Below are 20,908 nucleotides of genomic sequence, written 5' to 3'. Positions count from 1 at the left end.
AAAAAAACATGGGATGCACGTAAACCTGATGGAAGTCGCTTATTATTTCACTCAGACCAAGGCAGCCAGTATCGTGCAAAAGAAACAATATCGTGGTTGAACAACCGACAGGTAACAATTAGCATGTCGAGAAAAGGGAATTGCTGGGATAATGCCTGCTCAGAAAGCTTTTTTGCCCAGTATAAAAAAGAATGGATGAACAATTTAAATGAACTGAGTCGTAGTGAAATGACAGTACAAAGTCGCTTTTATATCGAAAACTACTACAACTCAGTAAGAATGCATGGCACGCTAGGAAATGTGAGTCCCATGCAATACGAGTTAATGAATTAAAAACCCGTGTCTACTTTATCGGGGTCGTATCAACCTTGAACCTTGAACCTTGAACCTTGAACCTTGAACCTTGAACCTTGAACCTTGAACCTTGAACCTTGAACCTTGAACCTTGAACCTTGAACCTTGAACCTTGAACCTTGAACCTTGAACCTTGAACTAAAACCCAAGTTTGCAAAGTACACTGGTGGTGCATATATTAAACTAAGTGATTGGGAGAATGCGCTTGGTTAAATACCTACTACTGTTGTTTGTTTTTTCTTATGTTTTTATAAACTCGGCTTTTGCTACTGTAAAAGTGGGCGTGACTCACTGGGTTGATTACACTAATCCGGATGAAACAGGCGTTTATATTGAATTATTAAAAGAAGTTTATGTGGATGAACAGCTCGAGTTTGATTTTAGTACTTACAAACGAATTACCAATTTATTTGAACAAAAACAATATGATATTGTTGTTGGTGTTGCTAAAGAGGATATTCCTTTAGCTTATTATCCCAATTGGTATTTAGACTACGATTACCCAATTAATGCGTATTTTGTAGATTCTGCTCATAAGTTTAATAAACTGTCTGATTTAAACAACAAAGTATTAAGCTGGCTTGATGGCTACAATTTCGATAAGTTTATTGAATACCCACACGATTATTACCCGGCTTCTACTATTGAAAACGCAGTGGCACTGCTACTCAATAAACGCATAGATGCTTTCGTTGATTTTGACTACAACATTCCCAAAGAGTACAAATCAAAGCTTAATTATGTAGAGGTTGTGCCAGCAAGGCCTATTTATTTAGCCTTTTCGAATAATGAAAAAGGGAAAGCCTTGGCGAGAAAATTTGACCAAACAATGCCAAAATTAAAATCATCGGGACGGTTGCAGGCATTATATAAATTAGATTATGAAAATACGCGTTTTGCAGAGTTTGACGCAAATAAAACAAAAATCGTATTAAGTAGTAACGATGAGTCTTTGCTACGACTGAACTCAGTTACCGAAGGAAAATCACTCGACGCGCAGCTTTATAAGTTAATTTTGGCTGAAATGCGAGATTACAGAATTGAGTTTGTAAAAGCGCCAGATACCAATGTTGAGGTGCAATTTGGCATTAGTCATTGTTTCGCCAATAAAATTAACACGCCAGAACGAGCAAGCCGCTATTTAATATCAAAGCCGTTTTCTTTGTATCTCGCACCGCGACTTTATTCTCCAAATAACTTGGCTCAATTTAAACATATAAAAAATTTAGACGAGTTGGTGTCACAAAGTGGATTAAGGTTGGGGTTATCAAAATTCAGAATATTCTCCGAAGACATTATGTCTCTACTTGAAGAGGTAGATAAAACTAAAATAAAACCAGCTCCCACTAATATATTCTCTAGATTACAACAATTAGCGAAGTTGCAAGAGTTTGATGCGTCTATTGAATACCCCAGTGATGTAGCCACGTATTGGCACGATATAACAGATGCTGATATTCACTCCTTTGATTTGAAATTAAAAACATCGTTTACTGTTGGGCATTTAATGTGTGAGCGCAGTGAAGAAAATATAAAATTTATGCAGAACTTTAATAATACACTTTCAAAATTAATTCAAAGCGATGAATATAAAGCGCTTATATACCACTTTACGGCTGACTTACCTGCTGAACAGTTTAATAAAATTTATCAGCAAGCACTGTTAGATGAAGAGTGAGAACGCAAGCACAACGTGGTTTTTTAACCGCTAGGGTAGGCATATTTATCATTGAAATAATAAGCCGATGATAAAAATAAAGCCGCCTTTGTAAGGTAGATTTGTATAACGCTGAATACTTGGCTCTGAAAATTCAAACAATGGCACTAACAAGTGCACCTGCGTCAGTAATACCGGCGTCTTTCATGGCTTGGCTAATCATTTGTACCAGCGCGACTACTTGAGATTGTGTTGATGAAACAATATTTGCCTGTGCTTCAATTTGTGCTTGTATGACCTCGTCTTCCGGATCGAATTGAGCTTGTAATTGAGTGAGTTGTTCTTTTTGTTCTTCAAGCTGCTGTTTGAGCTCTTTAAGTTGCTCTATCATTTTTGCGATATATTCAGGCATTTCTGAATTTGTTGCTTTTTCAGCGTTTTGCTCAGCCTCTTTTCCTGAGAGTTGATTGCGTTCTTTGTCTGATAATTGATAACCAGTGTTGTCCTGATTTTTTGTTGTGTCTTTTGTTTGTTGTGCAATATTTGTTTTTTCGGCTGTAATTTTAACGTCAAAGGCTGAGTGTTTATTTAGCTGTATCACGGTTTATTATCCATAATGTTATTTGTTACTAATTTAACTATCGGCAGGAATGCTAAAGTACTAAAGCGATAAATACAAAAAAGCGTTGCCCTTGAGCAACGCTTTTATTTTATCTTGTTTAGCCTTTAGCCTTTAGCCTTTAGCCTTTAGCCTTTATTCAGCTGCTAAATAATCTAATACCACTTGGTGGTGATCTTTGGTTTTGAATTTATCAAACAAGTGTTTAATTTTACCGTCTTGGCCTACTAAGAAAGTGAGGCGGTGGATACCGTCGTACTCTTTGCCCATAAACTTTTTATAGCCCCACACCCCAAATGCCTCAGCAATGGCATGATCTTCATCTGAGAGTAGGTCAAAGTTAAGCTCTTTTTTTGTTTCAAAGTTTTTAAGACGCTTAATCGGATCTGGGCTTATGCCAACAACATGGGTGTTAAATTTAGCAAGCTCGGCTTGTTGGTCACGCAGGTTTTCGGCTTGTACGGTACAGCCAGGCGTTGACGCCTTAGGGTAAAAGTACACCAGTACTTGTTTTTCTTTTAATAACTCGCTGAGCACGACGGTTTCATCATTTTGGTTTTGTAAGCTAAAAGCCGGTGCTGTGTCGCCACTTTGTAATGGGGTAATTTTGTTCATGCTAAACTCCTTAGCGAATACGTCGAAAGATGTAATCTACGTTTAAAACGTGCGAAAGGTTTTCAAAACTAATTTTAAATTGGTCAATATCAACGTCAACGGGAATATTAAATTCAAGTTCACAACGCATTTTTAGCTCAGTTTCTTCTTCGTAGGTGTCTGACTTTAATGAGCAAATATTAATATTATTATCTGCAAAAAAACGCGTTACTTTACTTAATGTGCCAGGGGTGTCTATGCCGGTATATTCTAAGGTATAGCCTGCACAAAACTCGCTTTGATTATGGCTTGAAGTACGCTTCATCATAGTGAGCAGGCCAAGCTCCATGCCTTTGGTCGGTAATGTATGCTCTATGCGGCTAATGGCTGACATATCACCGCTAAGTAGCATAATAAAGGTGAATTCGTTGCCTAAAATTGCAATACGGCTATCTATAATATTACAGTGGCAATCGCTTACGAGTTGCGTAAGTTCACTGACGATGCCCGATCTATCCTCGCCAATTGCGGTTAAAACAATTTGATGATTTGAAAATGCAGTCATGGGTTTTAAAGTACCTAAGTTACTTGGATGAAAACAACCGACTTGGCAACAAAAAAATAAACACGTAGCGTTGCACGGCGGCAAAGTTTAACACAAAACCCGCGTTAAACTATAGCAGCGGTTAATTTTAGGCGGTTAATAGTGCAGTGTTTCTTGTTTTTACAAGCTTGTGAAAGTACCATAGCAAAAATGTGTCTATTTGTAGCCTAGTCCGTTTGTTATCTCATAGGCTGAATGCAGTTAGGCAAGCAAATTATAAATGTAAAGTTAATATTGATTTTACACTGAACCAAATCGGCATTACCCACTCATATATTTGTTAAAACAATTAAGGGTATGCTAAGGAGAATTATCTGTGCAGTATTGGATCCCAAAAGCACTAGCAGTAAGTGTATTGGTAAGTTTGTCAGGGTGTAGTGTATTTACAAGTGATGCTCATAATGAGCGTAATTACCGCGCCCATGAGCCGGTTAAAGCGCCTGCATCGTTATCTCAACCCGCTCAAGATCCTGTTTATAAAATGGATGTGGGTCAATATGATAATAATCCGGAGGCAACAAACTATCGTCCGCCGGCGCAAGTTTTAACCATTGCTAAAGGCAGTTGGGTTGAGGAAGCAGATAAACAAGCGCGTATTTATTTTGATAAAAATGACGGCATTGAAGATTTAGATGTGTTTATTTGGGATTCGATTCAAGCGGTGCTTGCTGATAATAACATTAACGCAACACAGCAAGATAAAACGCAAGGAACACTCGTAACCGATTGGTACGCTATTGTAAAGCCTGAAGAAAGCTGGTTATGGGGCAATGATGAAAGCGTTGATTTAGAGCGTTTTAAATTTACCATTGAAGAAAAAGAACACCAACGCACAGCGTCTTTAACCGCTGAGCTTATTGATTTTAAAGGTGATAAGCCGCTAACTGATTTATTAAAACAACAGCTTGAAGTGCGTGCGCTTAACCAAGTAGTGAGCGAGTTTGATTACCGCTACCGTCAGCTTGAAGTTGATATGCGCAAGCGTCAAGGGATCATCTCGTTAGAACTCGGGTTTGATAACAAAGGCAATGCCGCACTTGTTACTGAGCAAACGTATGACACCGTATTCGATCGCTTTTCTGGATTTTTAGAGCGTTTGTCGTTCACAATTGTTGAAGTAAACCAAGAGACAGGTTTAATTACAGCAGATTATGCGAAAGTAGAAAGCAGTGTGTGGGATTCAATTTGGGGCGATGAACCAACAGAGCTTCCAATTGATGAAGGTCAATACCAAATTTTGGTTAGCAAAACCAAACAAGGTGGCACCAGTCTAACGTGGATGGATGACAAAGGCGAAACGCTTGAACCAGGTACAATGAATGGGTTACAACAAGCATTAGAAGCGGCGTTAATCAAGCGCGGTATTAAAATTTAATAAATATAAATACTTCCCACAAAAAGAGCACTTAGCTCTTTTTGTGGTTTTTACAGGTTGAAAATATGTCTCAGTTAGATTCATCACGCCCAGCACCAGTCCAAAAAAGTTATGATTTGAAAGTATGGTTGGTTTTTTTAATTCCTTCTTTAATCGGTGTTTTTTTGTTCATGACGCCAGTACCGTCTGGCGAAATAATGACGATCCCTATTGCGGTAATGGCAAAAGCAATTCAAGCCTTATTTAGTGAAATAGCACTAGGGCTAATAGCGACAATTATTTGTATTACTGGCGTTATGTCGTTGATATTTAGTGTGTTTAAACCGAAAAGCTTAACCAAATTTCGCTTATTAAATCATTTATTTAATGTGAGTTGGATTTGGTTAGTAACACGGTTATTTGGTATGGCGTTTGTGCTTTTAACTTATTTTCAAGTTGGGCCGCATGCTATTACCTCAGAAAATACCGGTTTATTAGTATTAAAAGATTTACTACCGGTGTTGTTTTCGGTGTTTATTTTAGCGGGCTTGTTACTGCCGTTATTACTTAATTTTGGTTTACTTGAGCTGGTGGGTACCTTACTTACTAAAGTAATGCGTCCATTGTTTGGGGTGCCGGGGCGCAGTGCAGTTAACTGTGTTGCTTCGTGGTTAGGTGATGGCAGTGTCGGTATTTTGATGACTGCACGCCAGTATGAAGATAAATACTACACTCAACGTGAAGCTGCGATTATTGGTACCACTTTCTCTGCTGTATCAATTACCTTTTGTTTGGTTGTTATTGGCCAAGTAAAGCTTGAATATTTATTTGCACCTTTTTACCTAACCGTGTGTTTAGCGGGTGTAGTGGCTGCGATAATTGTTCCGCGTTTACCGCCACTGCGTTTTAAAAAGGACGTGCTTATTGATGGTGAAGAGCCCGATGGAAACGCTGAATTGGTTCCTGAAGGCAAAACATTATTTAAGCATTCACTTGATGTTGCATTAACTAAAGCAGAAAAAGCACCAGGCTTAAAAGGCACAATTGAAGAGGGCTTACACAACGCATTTGATATGGTGTTTGCAGTATTACCTGTGGTAATGGCTGTGGGTACATTTGCTTTAATTATTGCTGAGTACACGCCAATATTTCAATATTTAGGTATGCCGTTTATTCCATTTTTAGAATTACTACAAATACCTGAAGCCGAAATGGCGGCGCAAACGATTATGGTGGGATTTGCAGATATGTTTATTCCGTCTATTTTAGCCGCAGGCTCAATTGAAAGCGATGTAACACGTTTTATTATTGCGGCAATGAGTGTAACGCAACTTATTTATATGTCTGAAGTGGGCGCACTTTTATTAGGTAGTAAAATACCGGTTAATATTTTTGAGTTATTTGTTATTTTTATTCTCAGAACTTTAGTAACCTTGCCAGTTATTGCCTTAATGGCACACTGGTTAGTTGGCTAGAACAATCATTTAAACGAAAAAAGCCCTGATTATTCAGGGCTTTTTCGTTTCTTTGCTTTGCGCAGATGAGCTTGGTGCTGAGGGTTTAAACTCGCTTTTTGCACTTAAACGCAGCAGTACTAAATTGCCGATAACAATAGCCAGTACAATCACGATAACGAGTACGATTTGCCAAATTTGCATTGCGATGCTCTTATTTTTTATTAAGCGGTAATTATGACCACTTTAAATAAAAGCCGCAATCCTCTCTAGGACTGTAAATAAGCAATTAAAACCGTTGTGCCACCGATAACGTTAAAAAGTTAATGCCTGGGTTGGGCGCTTTAAATCCGGCGTTTGAATAGTGAATAATTCGCAGCGCTACATTGGTTTCACCAAAATCTGCCACTAGGCCTATCCTATCTTCAAACTGATAGTGAGTACTTAGGTTTTTACCGGCAAAATAGCGCTCATCAAGTAATGAAAAACCAATACCTGCCTCTACATAAAAGGGGGTGTTGTATACACTAAATGCTGGAAATTGCACCACCGGTGACACAGCTAAGACTACGTTGGATTGTGATTGTTGATCATGGCGGTATTGCCACACGTTAACGCTGCTTTCTAAATAAAAACGAGCATCGCCGACAAAGTTTTGCATTCCTTGAGGGTGATATTGATACGCAAGCTTTGCCCCTGTTACATTGCCTTCTCCTTTTAATAAATCGACGGCATAACCATGGTTAGAGGATGCATAAGCGGCTTTGGTAGCCAATATAAACAGGGTAAAAACAAGAACTAAAAGTCTGTTGTATGAGGTTTTCATAACGGCCAACTAGGGTTTAAGTCAAAATAGTAAAGGGATAATAAGGGCGGTGAATTGGTGTTTTCAATGAGGACAAAAAGCCGCTTGTATATGGCTTGTTAACTGATTTATTTAACCAATTGAATTTATTTAATTAATTCAATTGGTGCCAATTAGGCATTAATAAGTTGCTTATTTATGCCTTTTTTATTGCCTGTTATTTGCGTAAATTACGCTTAAATTAATTATTTAAACTATGCATTTTTTATGAAACTTATAAAGCTTTTAGTGGTTATTGCTGTTTTTTTCAGTAGCACTTTGTATGCACAAACGCAGCCATCACCTAAGCAGTTATTGCAAACTGTAGCAGAATCATTATTTAACGATATTGGACAGGTAAATGCCAAAGGCGATGCCAGCAAAGAAGCCATGTCGTTAATTGTTCAGCAGCGTTTAATGCCACATATTGATGTTAAGTTTGTGTCGTTTAAATTATTAGGTAAGCATATTAAAGGTATTAACCGCGAACAAGGTGTTGCGTTTATTAATGCTGTAGAGCATTACTTAACAGGGACTTATGCCGGTGCGCTTATGAAGTACACAGGGCAGGATGTAATATTTGAGCAAGACGCTGCTGCAAGCGACTCTAAATTTGCTACGGTTAAAACGCAAATTATTGAACCGAATAAGCCAACCATTGATTTGCACTTTAAATTGCGTTTAGGTAATAACAATCAGTGGAAGGTATACGATATTGTTGCAGAGGGAATTTCGTTACTCAGTGCTAAGCAAAAAGAGATCATTCAACGTATTTCTGATGTGGGATTAGACCAAGTCACAGCAGAACTTCAGCAAAGTTAGTACTTTTGCAATTAACAGCTCCAACCTAAAAGCAGCTAATGGCAGATGTCGTTAGCTGCTTTTGTATTTTGGCCTATATTGCATGAGTTTACGCTAGCTTGGCTAACTAGCTGTGGTAGAATATTGGCTTCTTTGATTAAGCGTGGTGTCAGCTAAATACTGTTATAACTGACTACTCACCCGAGCTACACTGGAGTTGTGTTGTTTTAATGGAAAATGTACTAATTTGGCCAAAGGAATACCCGTTACTGGTCAAAGGGCTGGTTGAACAAAACGGTGCCTTCATTTTAGATGCTTTAGAAGCTTGGCCCGCCTGTCGCTCTACTGAAGAAGATAATGGTGTATGCACCACTGTTTTACCCCCAATTTATTATTTAACCTGGTTAACCCCCTTAGAGCCATTTGAAGAGTGTTATTTTCAGCATATTTCTGAATATGATGAAAACGCACAAGAGTATATTGCTGCACTAAAAGAGCATTATTTTGCCAATGATTACAGCATAGAAAATATTGTGCTAATGCTGTGTCAGCGACTTGAAAAGTATGCAAGTGTGTCGGCGCAAAATAACATTGAAACGCCACTTTCTTTAATTAGCTTATTTTTTAGTAAACGCTTTTTTACTCTGATAGAGCATGCGCTAGAGCAAGGTGCAAAGCTCTCAGCTGAAGATACATTAGCTATTTGGAAAGAGGTCGATTTTAGAGAGCGTTTAAGTGCGCATATTCCCCAGTCGATTGCTGATATTGACCACTTAGCAGAGCTGACCAGCGAAAAAGTGGCTGCTGGCAAAGATTACTTTACTTTGTTAACTCAGGTGTCTCCTGATGTTGACTCTATTGTGCTTTTAGAAAATGCCTTACTTGCTCATTTAAACAAGAAAAAAGCTAAGCAAACCATGGCAATGCGCTTTATTGAGCAAGGCGCCACGGGCACCTTAACCGATACAGATGATAAAACAGCATTTATGTGGGCGGCAGAAAAAGGCTACGTAAATGTAGTAGAAACACTCCTGCAGTACCAAGATAAAAAAGCGGTAGACGGCCAAGGTAATACGGCGCTGCATTACGCGGTGATAAGTAAAAACGAATCGTTAATGATTTTACTGCTCAAAGCAGGATATGACTTTAGAGCGCGAAATAACGAGGGGTTAAGTTGTTACCGATTAGCGGTTAGTATAAAAGCCAGCAACTTAGTTAAGTGCCTTGAGCGTGACTTTGGTATTAAAGAGTTATCGCCAGAAGGGCAGCTAGAGCGAATTAAAAAGGTGCATGTGCTACATGCGGTTGTGGCTTTATTATTACCGCTACAGTTATTCTTCTTTTTTGATGAAAACATCACTATAAAAAGTGAGCTTACTCTTTTTATGACCATGACGGCGGTGGTGTGTTTTTTCTTTGCAACGAACTTAAAGCGTTGCTCATTGTATCCGCATGTAAAACACCCATGGGGATTGTTTTTAATACGAATGATGTCGGTTTTTAGTCTTGTTGCACAATTAGGTTTAGCCTGTATTGTGGGGCTGGCAGCTTTAAGCGAGTTAGTTTAAAAGTTAATGTTTTGCTACAAAAAAACGCGCTAATTAGCGCGTTTTTGCATTGTTGGGTATTTATTACGGGTTGTTTTTATCGTGCTCGTGTGCGGCTTTTTCTTCAGCGAGCTCATCTTTAAGCTTTCGAATTTTAAGCCCAAGTTCTTGCCCTCTATGGCGCGCATAATAAGTACAGCCAATAAACATGGATGAGGCAAATAATAACTCAAGCAATACCCATATAAGCTCATCTTGTGCGACCCACAGCAATGTAAAGCCATGAATAAAGTAAAACATAACAATAAAATTAGCCCACGCATAGGTGTAGGTTTTATCTTGTAATATGCCTTTTAATGGCAGTAATAGTGGCAATACATACACTAAGAAAAGAAAGGTGTTACTGTGACCGTCTCTAGGGGCTAATACAAACATCCATAACGGCATTAAAATAAGCAAACCAATATAACCAAATAAGGCTAGGCGCTGAAATTTAATGGTAATCGGTTTTTTAGCAGGCTCGCTTGCTTGAATCATTTAAGTTTACTCGCAACTTGAGTCAGGCGTTTTCCTACGCTTTGACATATTTTAATTTCATCTTTGCTCAGGGTTGAGCTGTTATTGCTACCTGCAACGTGAGAGGCGCCATAAGGTGTTCCTCCTGTTTCGGTGCCGAGCAACTCAGGTACATCGTAAGGTACGCCCATCAACATCATCCCATGGTGTAACAAAGGCAATGATAAATTGAGTAGGGTCGCTTCATTGCCACCATGCATACTGCTTGATGATGAAAACACACAGGCAGGTTTATCAATAAGTTGGCCTTTGAGCCAAAGATCGCTGGTGGTTTCCCAAAACGTTTTTGCTTGTGAGGCCATCATGCCAAAGCGGGTCGGCGTACCAAATGCAAGCCCGTCGCAGGTAACTAAATCATCTTTACTGATCACAATGTCATGCGGGTTTTTGGCCACAAAAGTACGCAGTAATGCGGTTGCGCCTTGTTGCTCTATTGACTCTACAATCTCATGCGCCATAGCCTCTACTGAGCCATGGCTTGAGTGATACAGCACCACGATGGTTGTGCTCATTATAGAACGCTTAATACGTTTTCAGGCGGGCGACCTAGGGCGGCTTTATTGTTATTTACTACAATAGGGCGCTCAATTAGTTTTGGGTGATTGACCATGGCATCAATAAGCACTGACTCGCTGTTTTCATCTTTTAAATTAAGTGCTTTGTACTGCTCTTCTTTGGTGCGCATTAAATCTCGTGCCGAATTAAACCCCAGTTGAGAAACTAAGGTACTAATTTGCTCATGAGAAAGGGGGGTTTTTAAGTATTCAACAACACTCGGTTCAATGTTTTTACTTTGTAATAGGTTAAGGGTTTCGCGTGATTTTGAACAACGCGGATTATGATAAATAGTAACTGACATAAAAATACATCCAAAGTATAAATTGTGGCTATTTTAGGTGAACTCACTAAAGACTTAAAGCCTCGCAAGCTCTTTTTGCAATAACCGATACTGTGTGAGTAGCGCTTTTAAGCGCTGTTGCTTAACATTTTCACTTGGCTCTACAAAATTAAGCGCTTTTTGTATTTCGTCGGCCGCTTTTAAATACGCACCATACTGAGATAATACATCGGCATTGGCTTCATGGTAGGCCGCCAATTTTTCTTGTTTTTTGTAGGCGTCAGTTAAAAGCTGTTTGCCTAAACTGTGATCGGGTTTTTCCAGTAAAAACGACTTTAATATATTTTCAGCTAACTCATATTGTTCAGCCTCTAATGCCGCGTTGGCGTAATTTAAGGTGATCACTTGGTTATTTGGCCGATAATTATTTAACTCGCTTAAGTAACTAACAGCCTCTGCGGCTTTTTTTTGTGCAATGAGTAAATCTGTTTTGGTATCAATATAAAATAAGTTTTTAGGATCGTCTGCTAGTAACTTATCAAGTATAGGCTGTGCTTCATCCGTCTTTTTTTGATCAAGCAAACTAATAGCTAAACCGTATTGTAATGCTACGTTGTTATAGGTGTTTTCGCGCATTAACTTTCTAAATAAGGCTTCTGCGTTTTCGGGTTTGTTATCGTAACGCGCCAGGACTCGGCTTTTTGCTAAGTCAAAATCAAGGCTCGAGCTTACCTGGCGTTTTGGGTATTGCTCGGCGCGAAGGCGAACATCTGACACACGACTTTCAGGAAGAGGGTGAGTGAGTAAAAACGCCGGTGGTTTATATTTATAACGAATTTGCGCAGCCAGTTTAGTTAAAAATTCACTTGATGCTCTGGCATCAAACCCTGCGTTGTTGAGGGTTTGCATGCCCATTCTGTCTGCTTCTTGTTCGGCAGAACGGCTATGTGTCAGCTGACTGAAAGCTGATTGTGTTTGGCTGGCTGAAATAATAGCCATACCGGCATCAGGGGCTACAACCGCCGCTAAAATACCAGCAATCATGCCGGCAATGGTAAGCCCGCTATTATCTTGTTGCTGCTGAATGCGCCTTGCTAAGTGGCGCTGGGTGACGTGTGCAATTTCATGGCCAAGAACCGATGCAAATTGACTCTCGTTATCGGCTTGGGCTATTAATCCGGTGTGTACACCAACATGGCCGCCATAAAATGCAAATGCATTGATTTCGGGATTATTTAACCAAAAGAATGAAAACCCAAAACGCACATCATTGGCGTTAGCAACTAACTTTCTACCTAAGGTTGTTAGGTATTCATCAAGCACCGGATCGTTAATCAAAGGCGATGAGCCTCTGATCTGCATCATCATCACTTCACCAATCGCTTTTTCTTTTTCAATTGGCAATGCTTGTAAGGCTGAAGTGCCTAAGTCGGGCAGTTGAAGATTGGTTTGTGCCTTTAACGGCTCACTTATCAGTAGGCTAAATGTAAGCGCTGCACTGCATAAAGTGATAAAGGCTGATTTTAGCTGCATTATATTCCTTGTTTATTTTTTATCAGGGGCACTAGCACTTGAAGGATCATCTGTGTATAAACGGCTGTCCTTTTCACATAGTTGATAAAACGCCTTTATTGTGACCCCATCAACCTTAACAATGTTCAATTGAGTTTGTAAAAAAGCAATAATTTTATGAACCACTTTGTGAGAATGTAATATAAGCGCTTTATCTGCCTCATCGCCTTGGTCTAAGTAAAAGCCAATGAATTTATGTAACTGATTAATGCGAATAACGGTTTTCATCGTCAATGGATCCCATAATCTAAACTCCATTGTCTCATCATGTCGTGCGTACCTATCGATGGCGGTATCATTAGAAAAAGGGAAGGCTTGTAATTCATAACCACGCTCGGTAAACACTTGATGCAGTGAAATTCGTGGTTTGTTATTGCTTTCTTTTTCATAAAGCTCGTTGGGGTCTATTCCCAGCGCTTCTAAATTCCAATTGCGTTTGTCGATAATACGCTTGATGGCATTATCAAATCCGTGATCTAAAATACTTTCACATTCACTCACCGATGAAGCCACTAAATGATAAAAATGCGGCAGCTCCCCCCAATTAATTTGCTTTTTAAACCAATTAATTTCTTTGAGAGTTGGATTGCTAGGCAATTGCGCTTTATTATGCGAATTAGGCATTAACGTATCCTGATAGCTAACGATGTTATAAGGATAAACCATTGCAGAGGTTGTTTTAAGAAAAAGTTAAATTTAACTGCGGTTAATCTCAATTGGCCCTGTTATAGGACTTATTATTAATGTGAATAGGTAGCGAAACGAGTATGCTAGAGCTAAATTTACGCGCTTATAAATGCCCACAGCAATTTATTCAGTTTAAATTAGGGCTGCGTGATGCAATATCGTTAAAACAAGCAATTACCTTTAATATCTCACAAGAACAAAACACTGATGATATTGAACGATATTTGCAAAAAAAAGCGTATTATTACAAGTTAAATAAACAACAGGGGTTGTTATTAGTGGAGCCGTTACGTGTTTGAATATGTAAAAGCATGGTATGAAAAAAAGTTTTCTGATCCTGATTCAGTCACTTTACTTTTTTTATTGTTGGCACTGGTTGCCATGTTGTATTTTTTTGGCCCATTAATTGTGCCTGTGTTAGTGGCACTGATCATAGCTTATTTATTAGATTGGCCTGTGGTTCACTTAGAACGGTTTGGCCTTAAGCGTTTTACTGCCACCAGCATAGTAATGCTGATATTTATTGGCATTATGCTCACTTTAATATTGGTTATAGGCCCTGTGCTTTGGCAGCAAAGCAGTAACCTAGTCCAAGAAACACCGCATATGGTCGAACAAGGTAAATCGTTTTTACTCGATCTGCCTGATAAATACCCCAGCCTTATCAGCGCAGAGCAAGTACAGTCAATTGTAGTAACCGTTGAAACCAAAGTACTCGACTTTGGCCAAGTGGTATTATCTGCGTCGCTTAATTCATTAAAAGACGCTGTAGCATGGTTAATTTACCTTATTTTGGTACCGCTACTGGTGTTTTTTATGCTCAAAGATAAAGTAGAGCTCAGTGCCAGCATTGCTAAAATGATCCCACGCCAACGCCGCTTAATTTTACAAGTGTGGCATGAAATGAATCAGCAAATCATGAATTATATTCGTGGCAAAGTATTTGAAATTTTAATTGTTGGTTCTGTGTCGTTTATTGCTTTTACCATACTGGACTTACGGTACGCCGCGCTTTTAGGCGTTCTCGTAGGCTTTTCGGTGCTTATTCCATTTGTGGGCGCAGCGTTAGTAACTATACCAGTGGCCGCAGTAGCGCTGTTTCAGTTTGGTTTAGAAACTCAATTTTGGACCGTTTTAATTATATACGGCATTATTCAAGCGCTCGATGGCAACGTATTGGTGCCTTTATTGTTCTCTGAAGCGGTTGATTTAAATCCGGTATTTATTATTGTTGCGGTGCTATTTTTTGGTGGGCTATGGGGTTTTTGGGGAGTGTTTTTTGCCATTCCATTAGCATCATTAGTCAAAGCACTTATTAATGCCTGGTCATCCAAACACGAAGAACTCGCGCAAGAGCTCGGTAACTAAAAGGTATAGTAAACGCACTTTAATTACTAAAGATTATTATTCATTCCTGTCAAAACTATGTACTATTGGGAATAAGATATATTTTTTAGTAATAAGGTGCGTTTTTAATGTCAGAGTTTTTATTGCCAGATGAACCCAAAGCTCAAGTTTATCTCGATGCAAATGCGACCACACCTGTATTGCCATGTATTGCAGAGGTGGTGTGCCATGCTATGCAAATTTGTTTTGGTAATCCCTCAAGTCCTCATATAACCGGCATTCAAGCCAAGCACTTATTAGAACAAACTAGGCAAAAAGCCCGTACCGTCATTGGCGCGCAGCAAGGTGATATTTTATTCACCTCCGGTGCCACTGAGGGGATTCAAACCGCCATCGTATCGACGCTCATTAATGCAAAACACCATACAAAGCCAAATCCCGTTTTATTGTATGGGGCAACCGAACATAAAGCGGTGCCTAATACGCTAAAGCATTGGAATACAGTGCTTGAGATTAACGCTGACATTATTGCTATTCCGGTTAATCGTGATGGTATTTTAGATTTAGACTTTATTGCTCAGCATATTGATAACGCTTTGATGATTTGCACGATGGCCGTTAATAATGAAACCGGTGTTTACCAAGATCTAAGCGCCATAGAAAAGGTGATTCGTAGTCGTAATAGCCAAGTCACTTGGATGGTTGATTGTGTACAAGCGCTTGGCAAACAACAGCTCAACCTAAGTGAAACAACGATTGATTATGCGCCTTTTTCAGGGCATAAACTTTATGCACCTAAAGGCATAGGTTTATTGTATATTCGTCAAGGCAGCCCATACACGCCCTTTATAGCCGGTGGCGGCCAAGAAAGTGGCATGCGCTCTGGTACAGAAAACCTGCCTGGTATAGCTGGGCTCAATAAGCTGTTTAGTTTGCTGCTAGATAAACAAGACGAGACTTTTAAATCAATAGATGTACTTAACTTGTATCGGGATAAACTGCATAGCGCCTTAGTTGATACTTTTGGAAGTATTACCTTTAATCATGACTTTGCTTGCTCAGTGCCCACAACGCTTAATTTTGCGGTTAACGATTTAACTAGTAAAGAAGTTATTGATTTATTTGACGCTGCAGGTATTAGGGTCAGCGGTGGTTCTGCATGCAGCACGGGAGCTACGCAGAGCTTTGTGCTTGATGCGATGGGAGCCTCACAGTGGCAAAGTGAAAACGCTATTCGTTTGTCATTTGGCCCTGCTGCTACGATGGCGCAAATAGATCATGCATGTGAACAAATTAGAGCGCTTAAAACGGTATTACAAGCTAACTGTTTAGTGATTTCTGATAGCAGTTTTCCTTTACAAGAAGTATGTGCTTTGGGGCTTACCCAATTTAGACACCAAGGTGCATGTAGTTGGTTGTATGTAACAGATGATCAACATGCATTTATTATCGATCCGATTATTGAATTGATCCCTCGCTTTGAAAAAATAGTAACTACGCAAAATTTAACTATTACCGCTATTTTAAACACGCACGAGCATCAAGAACGTCACTGCGCACTTGATTTAATGCGCAGCGCACTTAACGAAAACCTAGTCGCTGGAGAGGTTGATAAATTAGGCTGGCCAACGAATAGCGACACATTGCAATTAACCACTCACGTACTCGAAAAGCTAGCCACACCCGGGCATAGCCAAGATAGCGTGAGTTATTTATTAAAAGCGAATAATGGAGATGTTCAGTATTGCTTTTGCGGTGATTTAATTTTACCTGCAGGGCTTGGAAATACCGCGCTTGATGGCGGGGATGCAATGAAAATGGCGCATTCCTTGACGATGTTAGCAGCAGAGCTTAATCCGCAAAGTGTGGTGTGTTCAGGGCATGATTACCAACAGTGCTTTGCAATGAACTGGGCTGTTCAACAGCAGCAAACGCCATTGTTACAAAAGCTAATTAAAGGTGATATTGATGACGCTGAATTTGCCGCACAAAAACAGCAAGCAGATTTACAACAACACACACAAGCCAACACGCTCTGTGGTTATGTTAATGCTAAGCCTGCTGTAGAAACTTCGCAATTAAGTTTTAACCAAGCAAAAGAAATACTGGTAGAGGGCAATGCGTATTTAATTGATACCCGAGAACCTTATGAACACGGCGCTAATAATTTAAGCGCATTGCTAAACGTACCCATAGCTAAAACCTTAAATATTCCTTTAAGTCGAATGGCTCATGCACTTACGCAAGGCCAATTGGACAAAAACAACCAGTATATTTTAGTGTGTCGCAGTGGTAACCGTTCAAAAATTGCGGCAGCAAATTTGACTGAGCTTGGTTACAGCAGTGTTTATAACTTATCGGGTGGTTTAGCGTTAACCGGTTAATTGTTTATTTAGAGGAAAGGCCGACATTTGTCGGCCTTTTTTTTGCTCGCTTTAATTTGGATCAGTTAGAAATTAATAAAATCTTCATTAAAGAGAAGGGCTGATCAGTTGTTAAATTCAATTTTTAATTTTATGATACCGGTGTCAAAAGCAAAAAATTGCGCTATTATCTGCATCGAAGCTTATAAAAATAACGCAAATTAGACTTTTTAAGCTATAATATTGGGCTTTGCTTTTTACAAAATTCGGTTGTTTTGCGTCGTAAGAAATTAAATAAAGCGCTTTAAATCAATAGATTAATAAATTAGGGGATGTTTACATGGCGAGCCGTTCTGAGTTAGTAAGTTGGCAAGCACTAGAAAATAGTGCACAAAAGATGGCACAAACACATCTGAAAACTTTATTTGCACAAGACGATTCTCGTTTTTCTCAATTTTCTACTCACATTCCCGGTGTATTGTTTGATTATTCAAAACAACGTATTGATGAGAAAGTTTTCGCTCAATTAATCTCATTAGCTAAAGAGTGTGATATTGAAGCGTGGCGTGAAAAAATGTTTGCCGGTGAGAAAATAAATATCACCGAAGACCGTGCCGTATTGCATACCGCACTTAGAAATCGCGCCCATACACCGCTTATTGTTGACGGTGAAAATATTACTGAGGCGGTCGATAGCGAACTTGCTAAAATTAAAACCTTTGTTGAAAAAGTACGCAGTGGACAGTGGTTAGGTTACACCGGTAAAGCGGTGAAAGATGTAGTGAGTATTGGTGTAGGGGGTTCAAACCTAGGCCCTCAAACGGCAACTGAAGCACTTAAAGCAGTGGTTGATAAGCCGTTAAACGTTCATTATGTTTCTAATGCTGATGGCGTACAAATCGCGTCGGTATTGAATAAAGTTGACCCTGAAACAACGTTATTTGTTATTTCGTCAAAAACCTTTACTACCTCAGAAACCATGACCAACTCAAAAACAGCGGTTGATTGGTTTTTAAATAGCGCCAAAGATAAAAGCGCCATAGCAAAGCATTTTGTGGCAGTAAGCACCAATTTAGAAAAAACCGCGGCATTTGGTATTAGTGACGAAAACGTATTTACCATGTGGGATTGGGTTGGCGGTCGTTTTTCACTTTGGAGTGCGATTGGTTTACCTATTGCACTTTATGCCGGCTTTGAAGCATTTGAAGCTATTTTAGAAGGGGCGTTTGAAGTTGACGAGCACTTTAAGTCGGCACCGCTTGAGCAGAATATTCCTTTAATTATGGCGCTGTTGAGTGTATGGAATACCAGCTTTTTAGGGTTTGATTCGCAAGCTATTTTACCTTACGACCAAGCATTGCATATGTTGCCTGCGTATTTACAACAGGGTGAAATGGAAAGTAACGGTAAGCACGTCACTTTTGATGGGCAAACCGTACCTTACACTACCGTGCCTATTATTTGGGGCATGACGGGAATAAATGGCCAGCATGCGTTTTATCAATGTTTGCACCAAGGCAATGTAATTGTCCCTGCGGACTTTATTGGCTCTGTAAAACCACAGGTTAACGTTGATAAGCATCACAATATTTTATTATCGAACTTTTTTGCACAAACCGAAGCATTAATGAACGGGGTAGATGCGCAGCAGATAACCGCTGATTTAGCAGCCAAAGGCAAGACGCCTGCGCAAATTGAAATGCTACTAAAGCATAAAATTCATCAAGGAAACCGCCCAACAACGTCTATATTATTAGACACGGTTGATGCAAAAGCGGTGGGTCGTTTAATTGCACTGTATGAACATAAGATTTTTTGCCACGGTATTCTTTTACAAATATGTTCGTTTGATCAGTGGGGCGTTGAGCTTGGTAAAGGTTTAGCCTCTAAAATTGAAGCTGAATTAACCGACGATAACGTGGTTAATGAGCACGACAGCTCAACACAGGGCTTGATGGCGTACTACAAACAACACCGTACGCAGTAACACATTCACTTATTACACAATAAGTAACCAAATACCTTTGAACGGGTAGCGCTGGAGTCCTAGGGCCTGTATTTTTGTGAGAGGAATTACAGTGTCCCTAGACCCATTTTTTATGGCGCATATAACGAACAACATTAGTAGGCTTTGTGCTAAGGCCTGCATATCCAGATAATAAACCGCTATAACTGATTACCAATACGGTAGTGGCAGGTAGCATAAACGTAGAGAGTAACTATGCTTAATCCTTTTGATATTATAATTTTTGGGGGCGGTGGTGATCTTGCGTTACGCAAATTACTTCCTGCAATGTATCGAGCATATCAAGAAGGTAACTTACCGCAAGGCTCACGTATTTTGCCTACCGTGCGCGAACAAAGTAAATGTGATGAATACATTGATACCGCACACAAAGCATTACAAGAATTTTTAAGCGAAGGCGAGTATAACGCTAAGGATTGGAAATCGTTCTCAGCGTTTTTAGTGCCTGTAGTGAGTAATGTTACCGAAGCGGATGATAACTGGGATGTACTGAAAAAAATTCTTGATGAAGACGACAGCGATAAATCTCGTGTGTTTTACTTATCTCTTCCGCCAGCTGTGTATGGCACTTGTTGTGAAATTCTATCCACTAAAAAATTAATAACAGCCAATTCACGTGTTGTTGTAGAAAAACCAATTGGTTATTGTGGCGAGTCTGCAGAAGTTATTAATGCGAAAATTGCACAGTACTTCGACGAAGATCAAATCTTCCGTATTGACCACTACCTAGGCAAAGAAACCGTTCAAAACTTAATGGCATTGCGTTTTTCAAATTCATTATTTGAAAACATGTGGGATGCTAAATCGATTGATAATATCCAAATTAGCTTATCAGAAACGGTAGGGCTTGAGAGCCGCGCTGGTTTTTATGATAAAGCCGGTGCTTTGCGTGACATGGTGCAAAACCACTTGTTACAGCTACTTTGCTTAGTCGCAATGGAGTCACCGCATAAACTTAAAGCCAATAGTATTCGCAATGAAAAGTTAAAAGTATTAGAAGCATTACGCCCATTAGAGGGCAGCGATGTTGATGACAATATTATTCGTGGGCAATACGTACCGGGTGATTTAAACGGTAAAATAGTCCCAGGTTACTTAGAAGAGCTAAACGAAGGGGCAAGTAAAACTGAAACCTTCGTGGCTATTCGTGCGCACATTGATAATTGGCGTTGGGCAGGTGTGCCTTTTTACCTGCGTACCGGTAAACGTATGGCAAAGCGCTGCGCTGAAATTGTGGTTGAATATAAAAAAGTATCTCATAACGTGTATGAGGACAGCGTAGGTAATATCGAGCCAAACCGTTTGGTGATCCGTTTACAACCACAAGAAAGTATTCAATTAACGCTGATGTCGAAGCGTTTAGATAATTTAGACATGCAACTTGAACCTGTAACGATGAACATTGAGCTGTCGCAAGCATATAGTAATGGCTTTCACTCAGATGCTTACAAACGTTTAATGCTTGATGCTGCAGCGAATAATCCATCATTATTTATTCATCGTGATGAAGTACGCCAAGCATGGAAGTGGATTGATCCAATAATTGAACGTTGGCAAGAAAAAGGTAAACCAGCACTGTATAGAGCCGGTAGTTGGGGCCCTGAAGATGCAGATGAATTATTAGCAGAGAATAATCATGTTTGGTTTAATACTGGCGATAAGGCATAAGTG

The 20,908-nt window shown here is 39.5% G+C and carries 21 protein-coding genes; 11 read left to right on the top strand and 10 right to left on the bottom strand.

The window, feature by feature from the left end; all coding sequences use genetic code 11:
- Together QL986_RS02445 and QL986_RS02440 are read left to right on the top strand one after the other, a co-directional pair.
- Positions 1-333, top strand: a 333-nt coding sequence (locus tag QL986_RS02445; RefSeq protein ID WP_036957335.1) for an integrase core domain-containing protein, incomplete at its 5' end; no start/stop codon positions are given.
- A 220-nt stretch (positions 334-553) separates the two neighbouring features.
- Entirely contained in the window at positions 554-2,032 is a 1,479-nt protein-coding gene (locus QL986_RS02440; protein WP_024601112.1) for a transporter substrate-binding domain-containing protein, read from the top strand.
- A 133-nt stretch (positions 2,033-2,165) separates the two neighbouring features.
- Here the strand turns inward: QL986_RS02440 and QL986_RS02435 are convergent, their stop codons facing one another.
- From QL986_RS02435 to QL986_RS02425, 3 genes are all read right to left on the bottom strand, one after another.
- Positions 2,166-2,612 (bottom strand): hypothetical protein, encoded by a 447-nt coding sequence (locus tag QL986_RS02435; RefSeq protein ID WP_138764992.1) that lies wholly within the window; start codon positions 2,610-2,612, stop codon positions 2,166-2,168.
- Between the two features lie 153 nt (positions 2,613-2,765).
- Positions 2,766-3,245 carry a thioredoxin-dependent thiol peroxidase gene (gene bcp, locus QL986_RS02430; protein ID WP_024601114.1) on the bottom strand — a complete coding sequence of 160 codons (480 nt, stop codon included), beginning with the start codon at positions 3,243-3,245 and terminating at the stop codon, positions 2,766-2,768.
- Between the two features lie 10 nt (positions 3,246-3,255).
- Positions 3,256-3,789, bottom strand: coding sequence for an ACT domain-containing protein (locus QL986_RS02425; RefSeq protein WP_013465263.1), 534 nt, complete (start codon positions 3,787-3,789; stop codon positions 3,256-3,258).
- Positions 3,790-4,144: 355 nt separating this feature from the next.
- Between QL986_RS02425 and bamC the strand changes: the two genes are divergently transcribed.
- Together bamC and QL986_RS02415 are read left to right on the top strand one after the other, a co-directional pair.
- A complete protein-coding gene (gene bamC, locus QL986_RS02420; protein ID WP_033104412.1) occupies positions 4,145-5,203 on the top strand; it encodes an outer membrane protein assembly factor BamC in 1,059 nt (352 codons plus the stop codon).
- 65 nt (positions 5,204-5,268) lie between these two features.
- Complete coding sequence (locus tag QL986_RS02415; RefSeq protein WP_024601116.1) at positions 5,269-6,657, top strand: YjiH family protein; 1,389 nt, start codon at positions 5,269-5,271, stop codon at positions 6,655-6,657.
- A 33-nt stretch (positions 6,658-6,690) separates the two neighbouring features.
- Here QL986_RS02415 and QL986_RS02410 read toward each other — a convergent pair whose 3' ends face one another.
- Together QL986_RS02410 and QL986_RS02405 are read right to left on the bottom strand one after the other, a co-directional pair.
- Positions 6,691-6,840: a DUF2897 family protein gene (locus QL986_RS02410; protein WP_096040836.1), complete on the bottom strand. Its 150-nt coding sequence runs from the start codon at positions 6,838-6,840 to the stop codon at positions 6,691-6,693.
- Positions 6,841-6,925: 85 nt separating this feature from the next.
- Complete coding sequence (locus tag QL986_RS02405; RefSeq protein ID WP_036954276.1) at positions 6,926-7,462, bottom strand: acyloxyacyl hydrolase; 537 nt, start codon at positions 7,460-7,462, stop codon at positions 6,926-6,928.
- Between the two features lie 246 nt (positions 7,463-7,708).
- Here QL986_RS02405 and QL986_RS02400 point away from each other — a divergent pair, with 246 nt between their 5' ends.
- Entirely contained in the window at positions 7,709-8,302 is a 594-nt protein-coding gene (locus QL986_RS02400; protein WP_024601118.1) for an ABC transporter substrate-binding protein, read from the top strand.
- 209 nt (positions 8,303-8,511) lie between these two features.
- Entirely contained in the window at positions 8,512-9,849 is a 1,338-nt protein-coding gene (locus tag QL986_RS02395) for an ankyrin repeat domain-containing protein (RefSeq protein WP_290191086.1), read from the top strand.
- Positions 9,850-9,912: 63 nt separating this feature from the next.
- Here QL986_RS02395 and QL986_RS02390 read toward each other — a convergent pair whose 3' ends face one another.
- Genes QL986_RS02390 through QL986_RS02370 form a run of 5 tightly spaced genes read right to left on the bottom strand, consistent with a single transcriptional unit; the run spans position 9,913 to position 13,438 of the window.
- Complete coding sequence (locus QL986_RS02390; RefSeq protein ID WP_013465256.1) at positions 9,913-10,365, bottom strand: DUF2069 domain-containing protein; 453 nt, start codon at positions 10,363-10,365, stop codon at positions 9,913-9,915.
- A complete protein-coding gene (wrbA, locus tag QL986_RS02385; protein WP_290191085.1) occupies positions 10,362-10,916 on the bottom strand; it encodes an NAD(P)H:quinone oxidoreductase in 555 nt (184 codons plus the stop codon). The genes QL986_RS02390 and wrbA overlap by 4 nt, the downstream gene beginning before the upstream one ends.
- Positions 10,916-11,263 carry an arsenate reductase (glutaredoxin) gene (gene arsC, locus QL986_RS02380; protein WP_024601122.1) on the bottom strand — a complete coding sequence of 116 codons (348 nt, stop codon included), beginning with the start codon at positions 11,261-11,263 and terminating at the stop codon, positions 10,916-10,918. The genes wrbA and arsC overlap by 1 nt, the downstream gene beginning before the upstream one ends.
- Positions 11,264-11,317: 54 nt before the next feature.
- Entirely contained in the window at positions 11,318-12,775 is a 1,458-nt protein-coding gene (locus QL986_RS02375; RefSeq protein ID WP_013465253.1) for a M48 family metalloprotease, read from the bottom strand.
- A gap of 12 nt (positions 12,776-12,787) precedes the next feature.
- Entirely contained in the window at positions 12,788-13,438 is a 651-nt protein-coding gene (locus tag QL986_RS02370; RefSeq protein WP_024601124.1) for a hypothetical protein, read from the bottom strand.
- 143 nt (positions 13,439-13,581) lie between these two features.
- On the opposite strand from QL986_RS02370, the gene QL986_RS02365 reads away from it, so the two are divergent.
- From QL986_RS02365 to zwf, 5 genes are all read left to right on the top strand, one after another.
- The gene (locus QL986_RS02365) at positions 13,582-13,800 is read left to right on the top strand and encodes a hypothetical protein (protein WP_013465251.1); all 219 of its coding nucleotides are present in this window, start codon (positions 13,582-13,584) and stop codon (positions 13,798-13,800) included.
- Positions 13,793-14,869 (top strand): AI-2E family transporter, encoded by a 1,077-nt coding sequence (locus QL986_RS02360; RefSeq protein ID WP_016900418.1) that lies wholly within the window; start codon positions 13,793-13,795, stop codon positions 14,867-14,869. The genes QL986_RS02365 and QL986_RS02360 overlap by 8 nt, the downstream gene beginning before the upstream one ends.
- A 107-nt stretch (positions 14,870-14,976) precedes the next feature.
- On the top strand, positions 14,977-17,232 hold the full coding sequence (locus QL986_RS02355; RefSeq protein ID WP_290191084.1) for an aminotransferase class V-fold PLP-dependent enzyme: 2,256 nt from the start codon (positions 14,977-14,979) through the stop codon (positions 17,230-17,232).
- A 319-nt stretch (positions 17,233-17,551) separates the two neighbouring features.
- A complete protein-coding gene (pgi, locus tag QL986_RS02350; protein ID WP_028835030.1) occupies positions 17,552-19,198 on the top strand; it encodes a glucose-6-phosphate isomerase in 1,647 nt (548 codons plus the stop codon).
- A 234-nt stretch (positions 19,199-19,432) separates the two neighbouring features.
- Positions 19,433-20,905: a glucose-6-phosphate dehydrogenase gene (gene zwf / locus QL986_RS02345; protein WP_013465247.1), complete on the top strand. Its 1,473-nt coding sequence runs from the start codon at positions 19,433-19,435 to the stop codon at positions 20,903-20,905.
- Positions 20,906-20,908 lie beyond the last annotated feature (3 nt).

Source organism: Pseudoalteromonas sp. APC 3250, assembly GCF_030407915.1.
Classification (GTDB): domain Bacteria; phylum Pseudomonadota; class Gammaproteobacteria; order Enterobacterales; family Alteromonadaceae; genus Pseudoalteromonas; species Pseudoalteromonas tetraodonis.
The sequence above is the reverse complement of the archived record's forward strand: the minus strand, read 5'-3'. Positions and strand labels throughout refer to the sequence as shown.

Bases quoted from the DNA above. Each gene is read 5' to 3' on its own strand.
- QL986_RS02440 (WP_024601112.1), top strand. From the start codon at position 554: ATGCGCTTGGTTAAATACCTACTACTGTTGTTTGTTTTTTCTTATGTT.
- bcp (WP_024601114.1), bottom strand. From the start codon at position 3,245: ATGAACAAAATTACCCCATTACAAAGTGGCGACACAGCACCGGCTTTT.
- QL986_RS02425 (WP_013465263.1), bottom strand. From the start codon at position 3,789: ATGACTGCATTTTCAAATCATCAAATTGTTTTAACCGCAATTGGCGAG.
- QL986_RS02415 (WP_024601116.1), top strand. From the start codon at position 5,269: ATGTCTCAGTTAGATTCATCACGCCCAGCACCAGTCCAAAAAAGTTAT.
- QL986_RS02410 (WP_096040836.1), bottom strand. From the start codon at position 6,840: ATGCAAATTTGGCAAATCGTACTCGTTATCGTGATTGTACTGGCTATT.
- QL986_RS02405 (WP_036954276.1), bottom strand. From the start codon at position 7,462: ATGAAAACCTCATACAACAGACTTTTAGTTCTTGTTTTTACCCTGTTT.
- QL986_RS02400 (WP_024601118.1), top strand. From the start codon at position 7,709: ATGAAACTTATAAAGCTTTTAGTGGTTATTGCTGTTTTTTTCAGTAGC.
- QL986_RS02395 (WP_290191086.1), top strand. From the start codon at position 8,512: ATGGAAAATGTACTAATTTGGCCAAAGGAATACCCGTTACTGGTCAAA.
- QL986_RS02390 (WP_013465256.1), bottom strand. From the start codon at position 10,365: ATGATTCAAGCAAGCGAGCCTGCTAAAAAACCGATTACCATTAAATTT.
- wrbA (WP_290191085.1), bottom strand. From the start codon at position 10,916: ATGAGCACAACCATCGTGGTGCTGTATCACTCAAGCCATGGCTCAGTA.
- arsC (WP_024601122.1), bottom strand. From the start codon at position 11,263: ATGTCAGTTACTATTTATCATAATCCGCGTTGTTCAAAATCACGCGAA.
- QL986_RS02375 (WP_013465253.1), bottom strand. From the start codon at position 12,775: ATGCAGCTAAAATCAGCCTTTATCACTTTATGCAGTGCAGCGCTTACA.
- QL986_RS02370 (WP_024601124.1), bottom strand. From the start codon at position 13,438: ATGCCTAATTCGCATAATAAAGCGCAATTGCCTAGCAATCCAACTCTC.
- QL986_RS02365 (WP_013465251.1), top strand. From the start codon at position 13,582: ATGCTAGAGCTAAATTTACGCGCTTATAAATGCCCACAGCAATTTATT.
- QL986_RS02355 (WP_290191084.1), top strand. From the start codon at position 14,977: ATGTCAGAGTTTTTATTGCCAGATGAACCCAAAGCTCAAGTTTATCTC.
- pgi (WP_028835030.1), top strand. From the start codon at position 17,552: ATGGCGAGCCGTTCTGAGTTAGTAAGTTGGCAAGCACTAGAAAATAGT.
- zwf (WP_013465247.1), top strand. From the start codon at position 19,433: ATGCTTAATCCTTTTGATATTATAATTTTTGGGGGCGGTGGTGATCTT.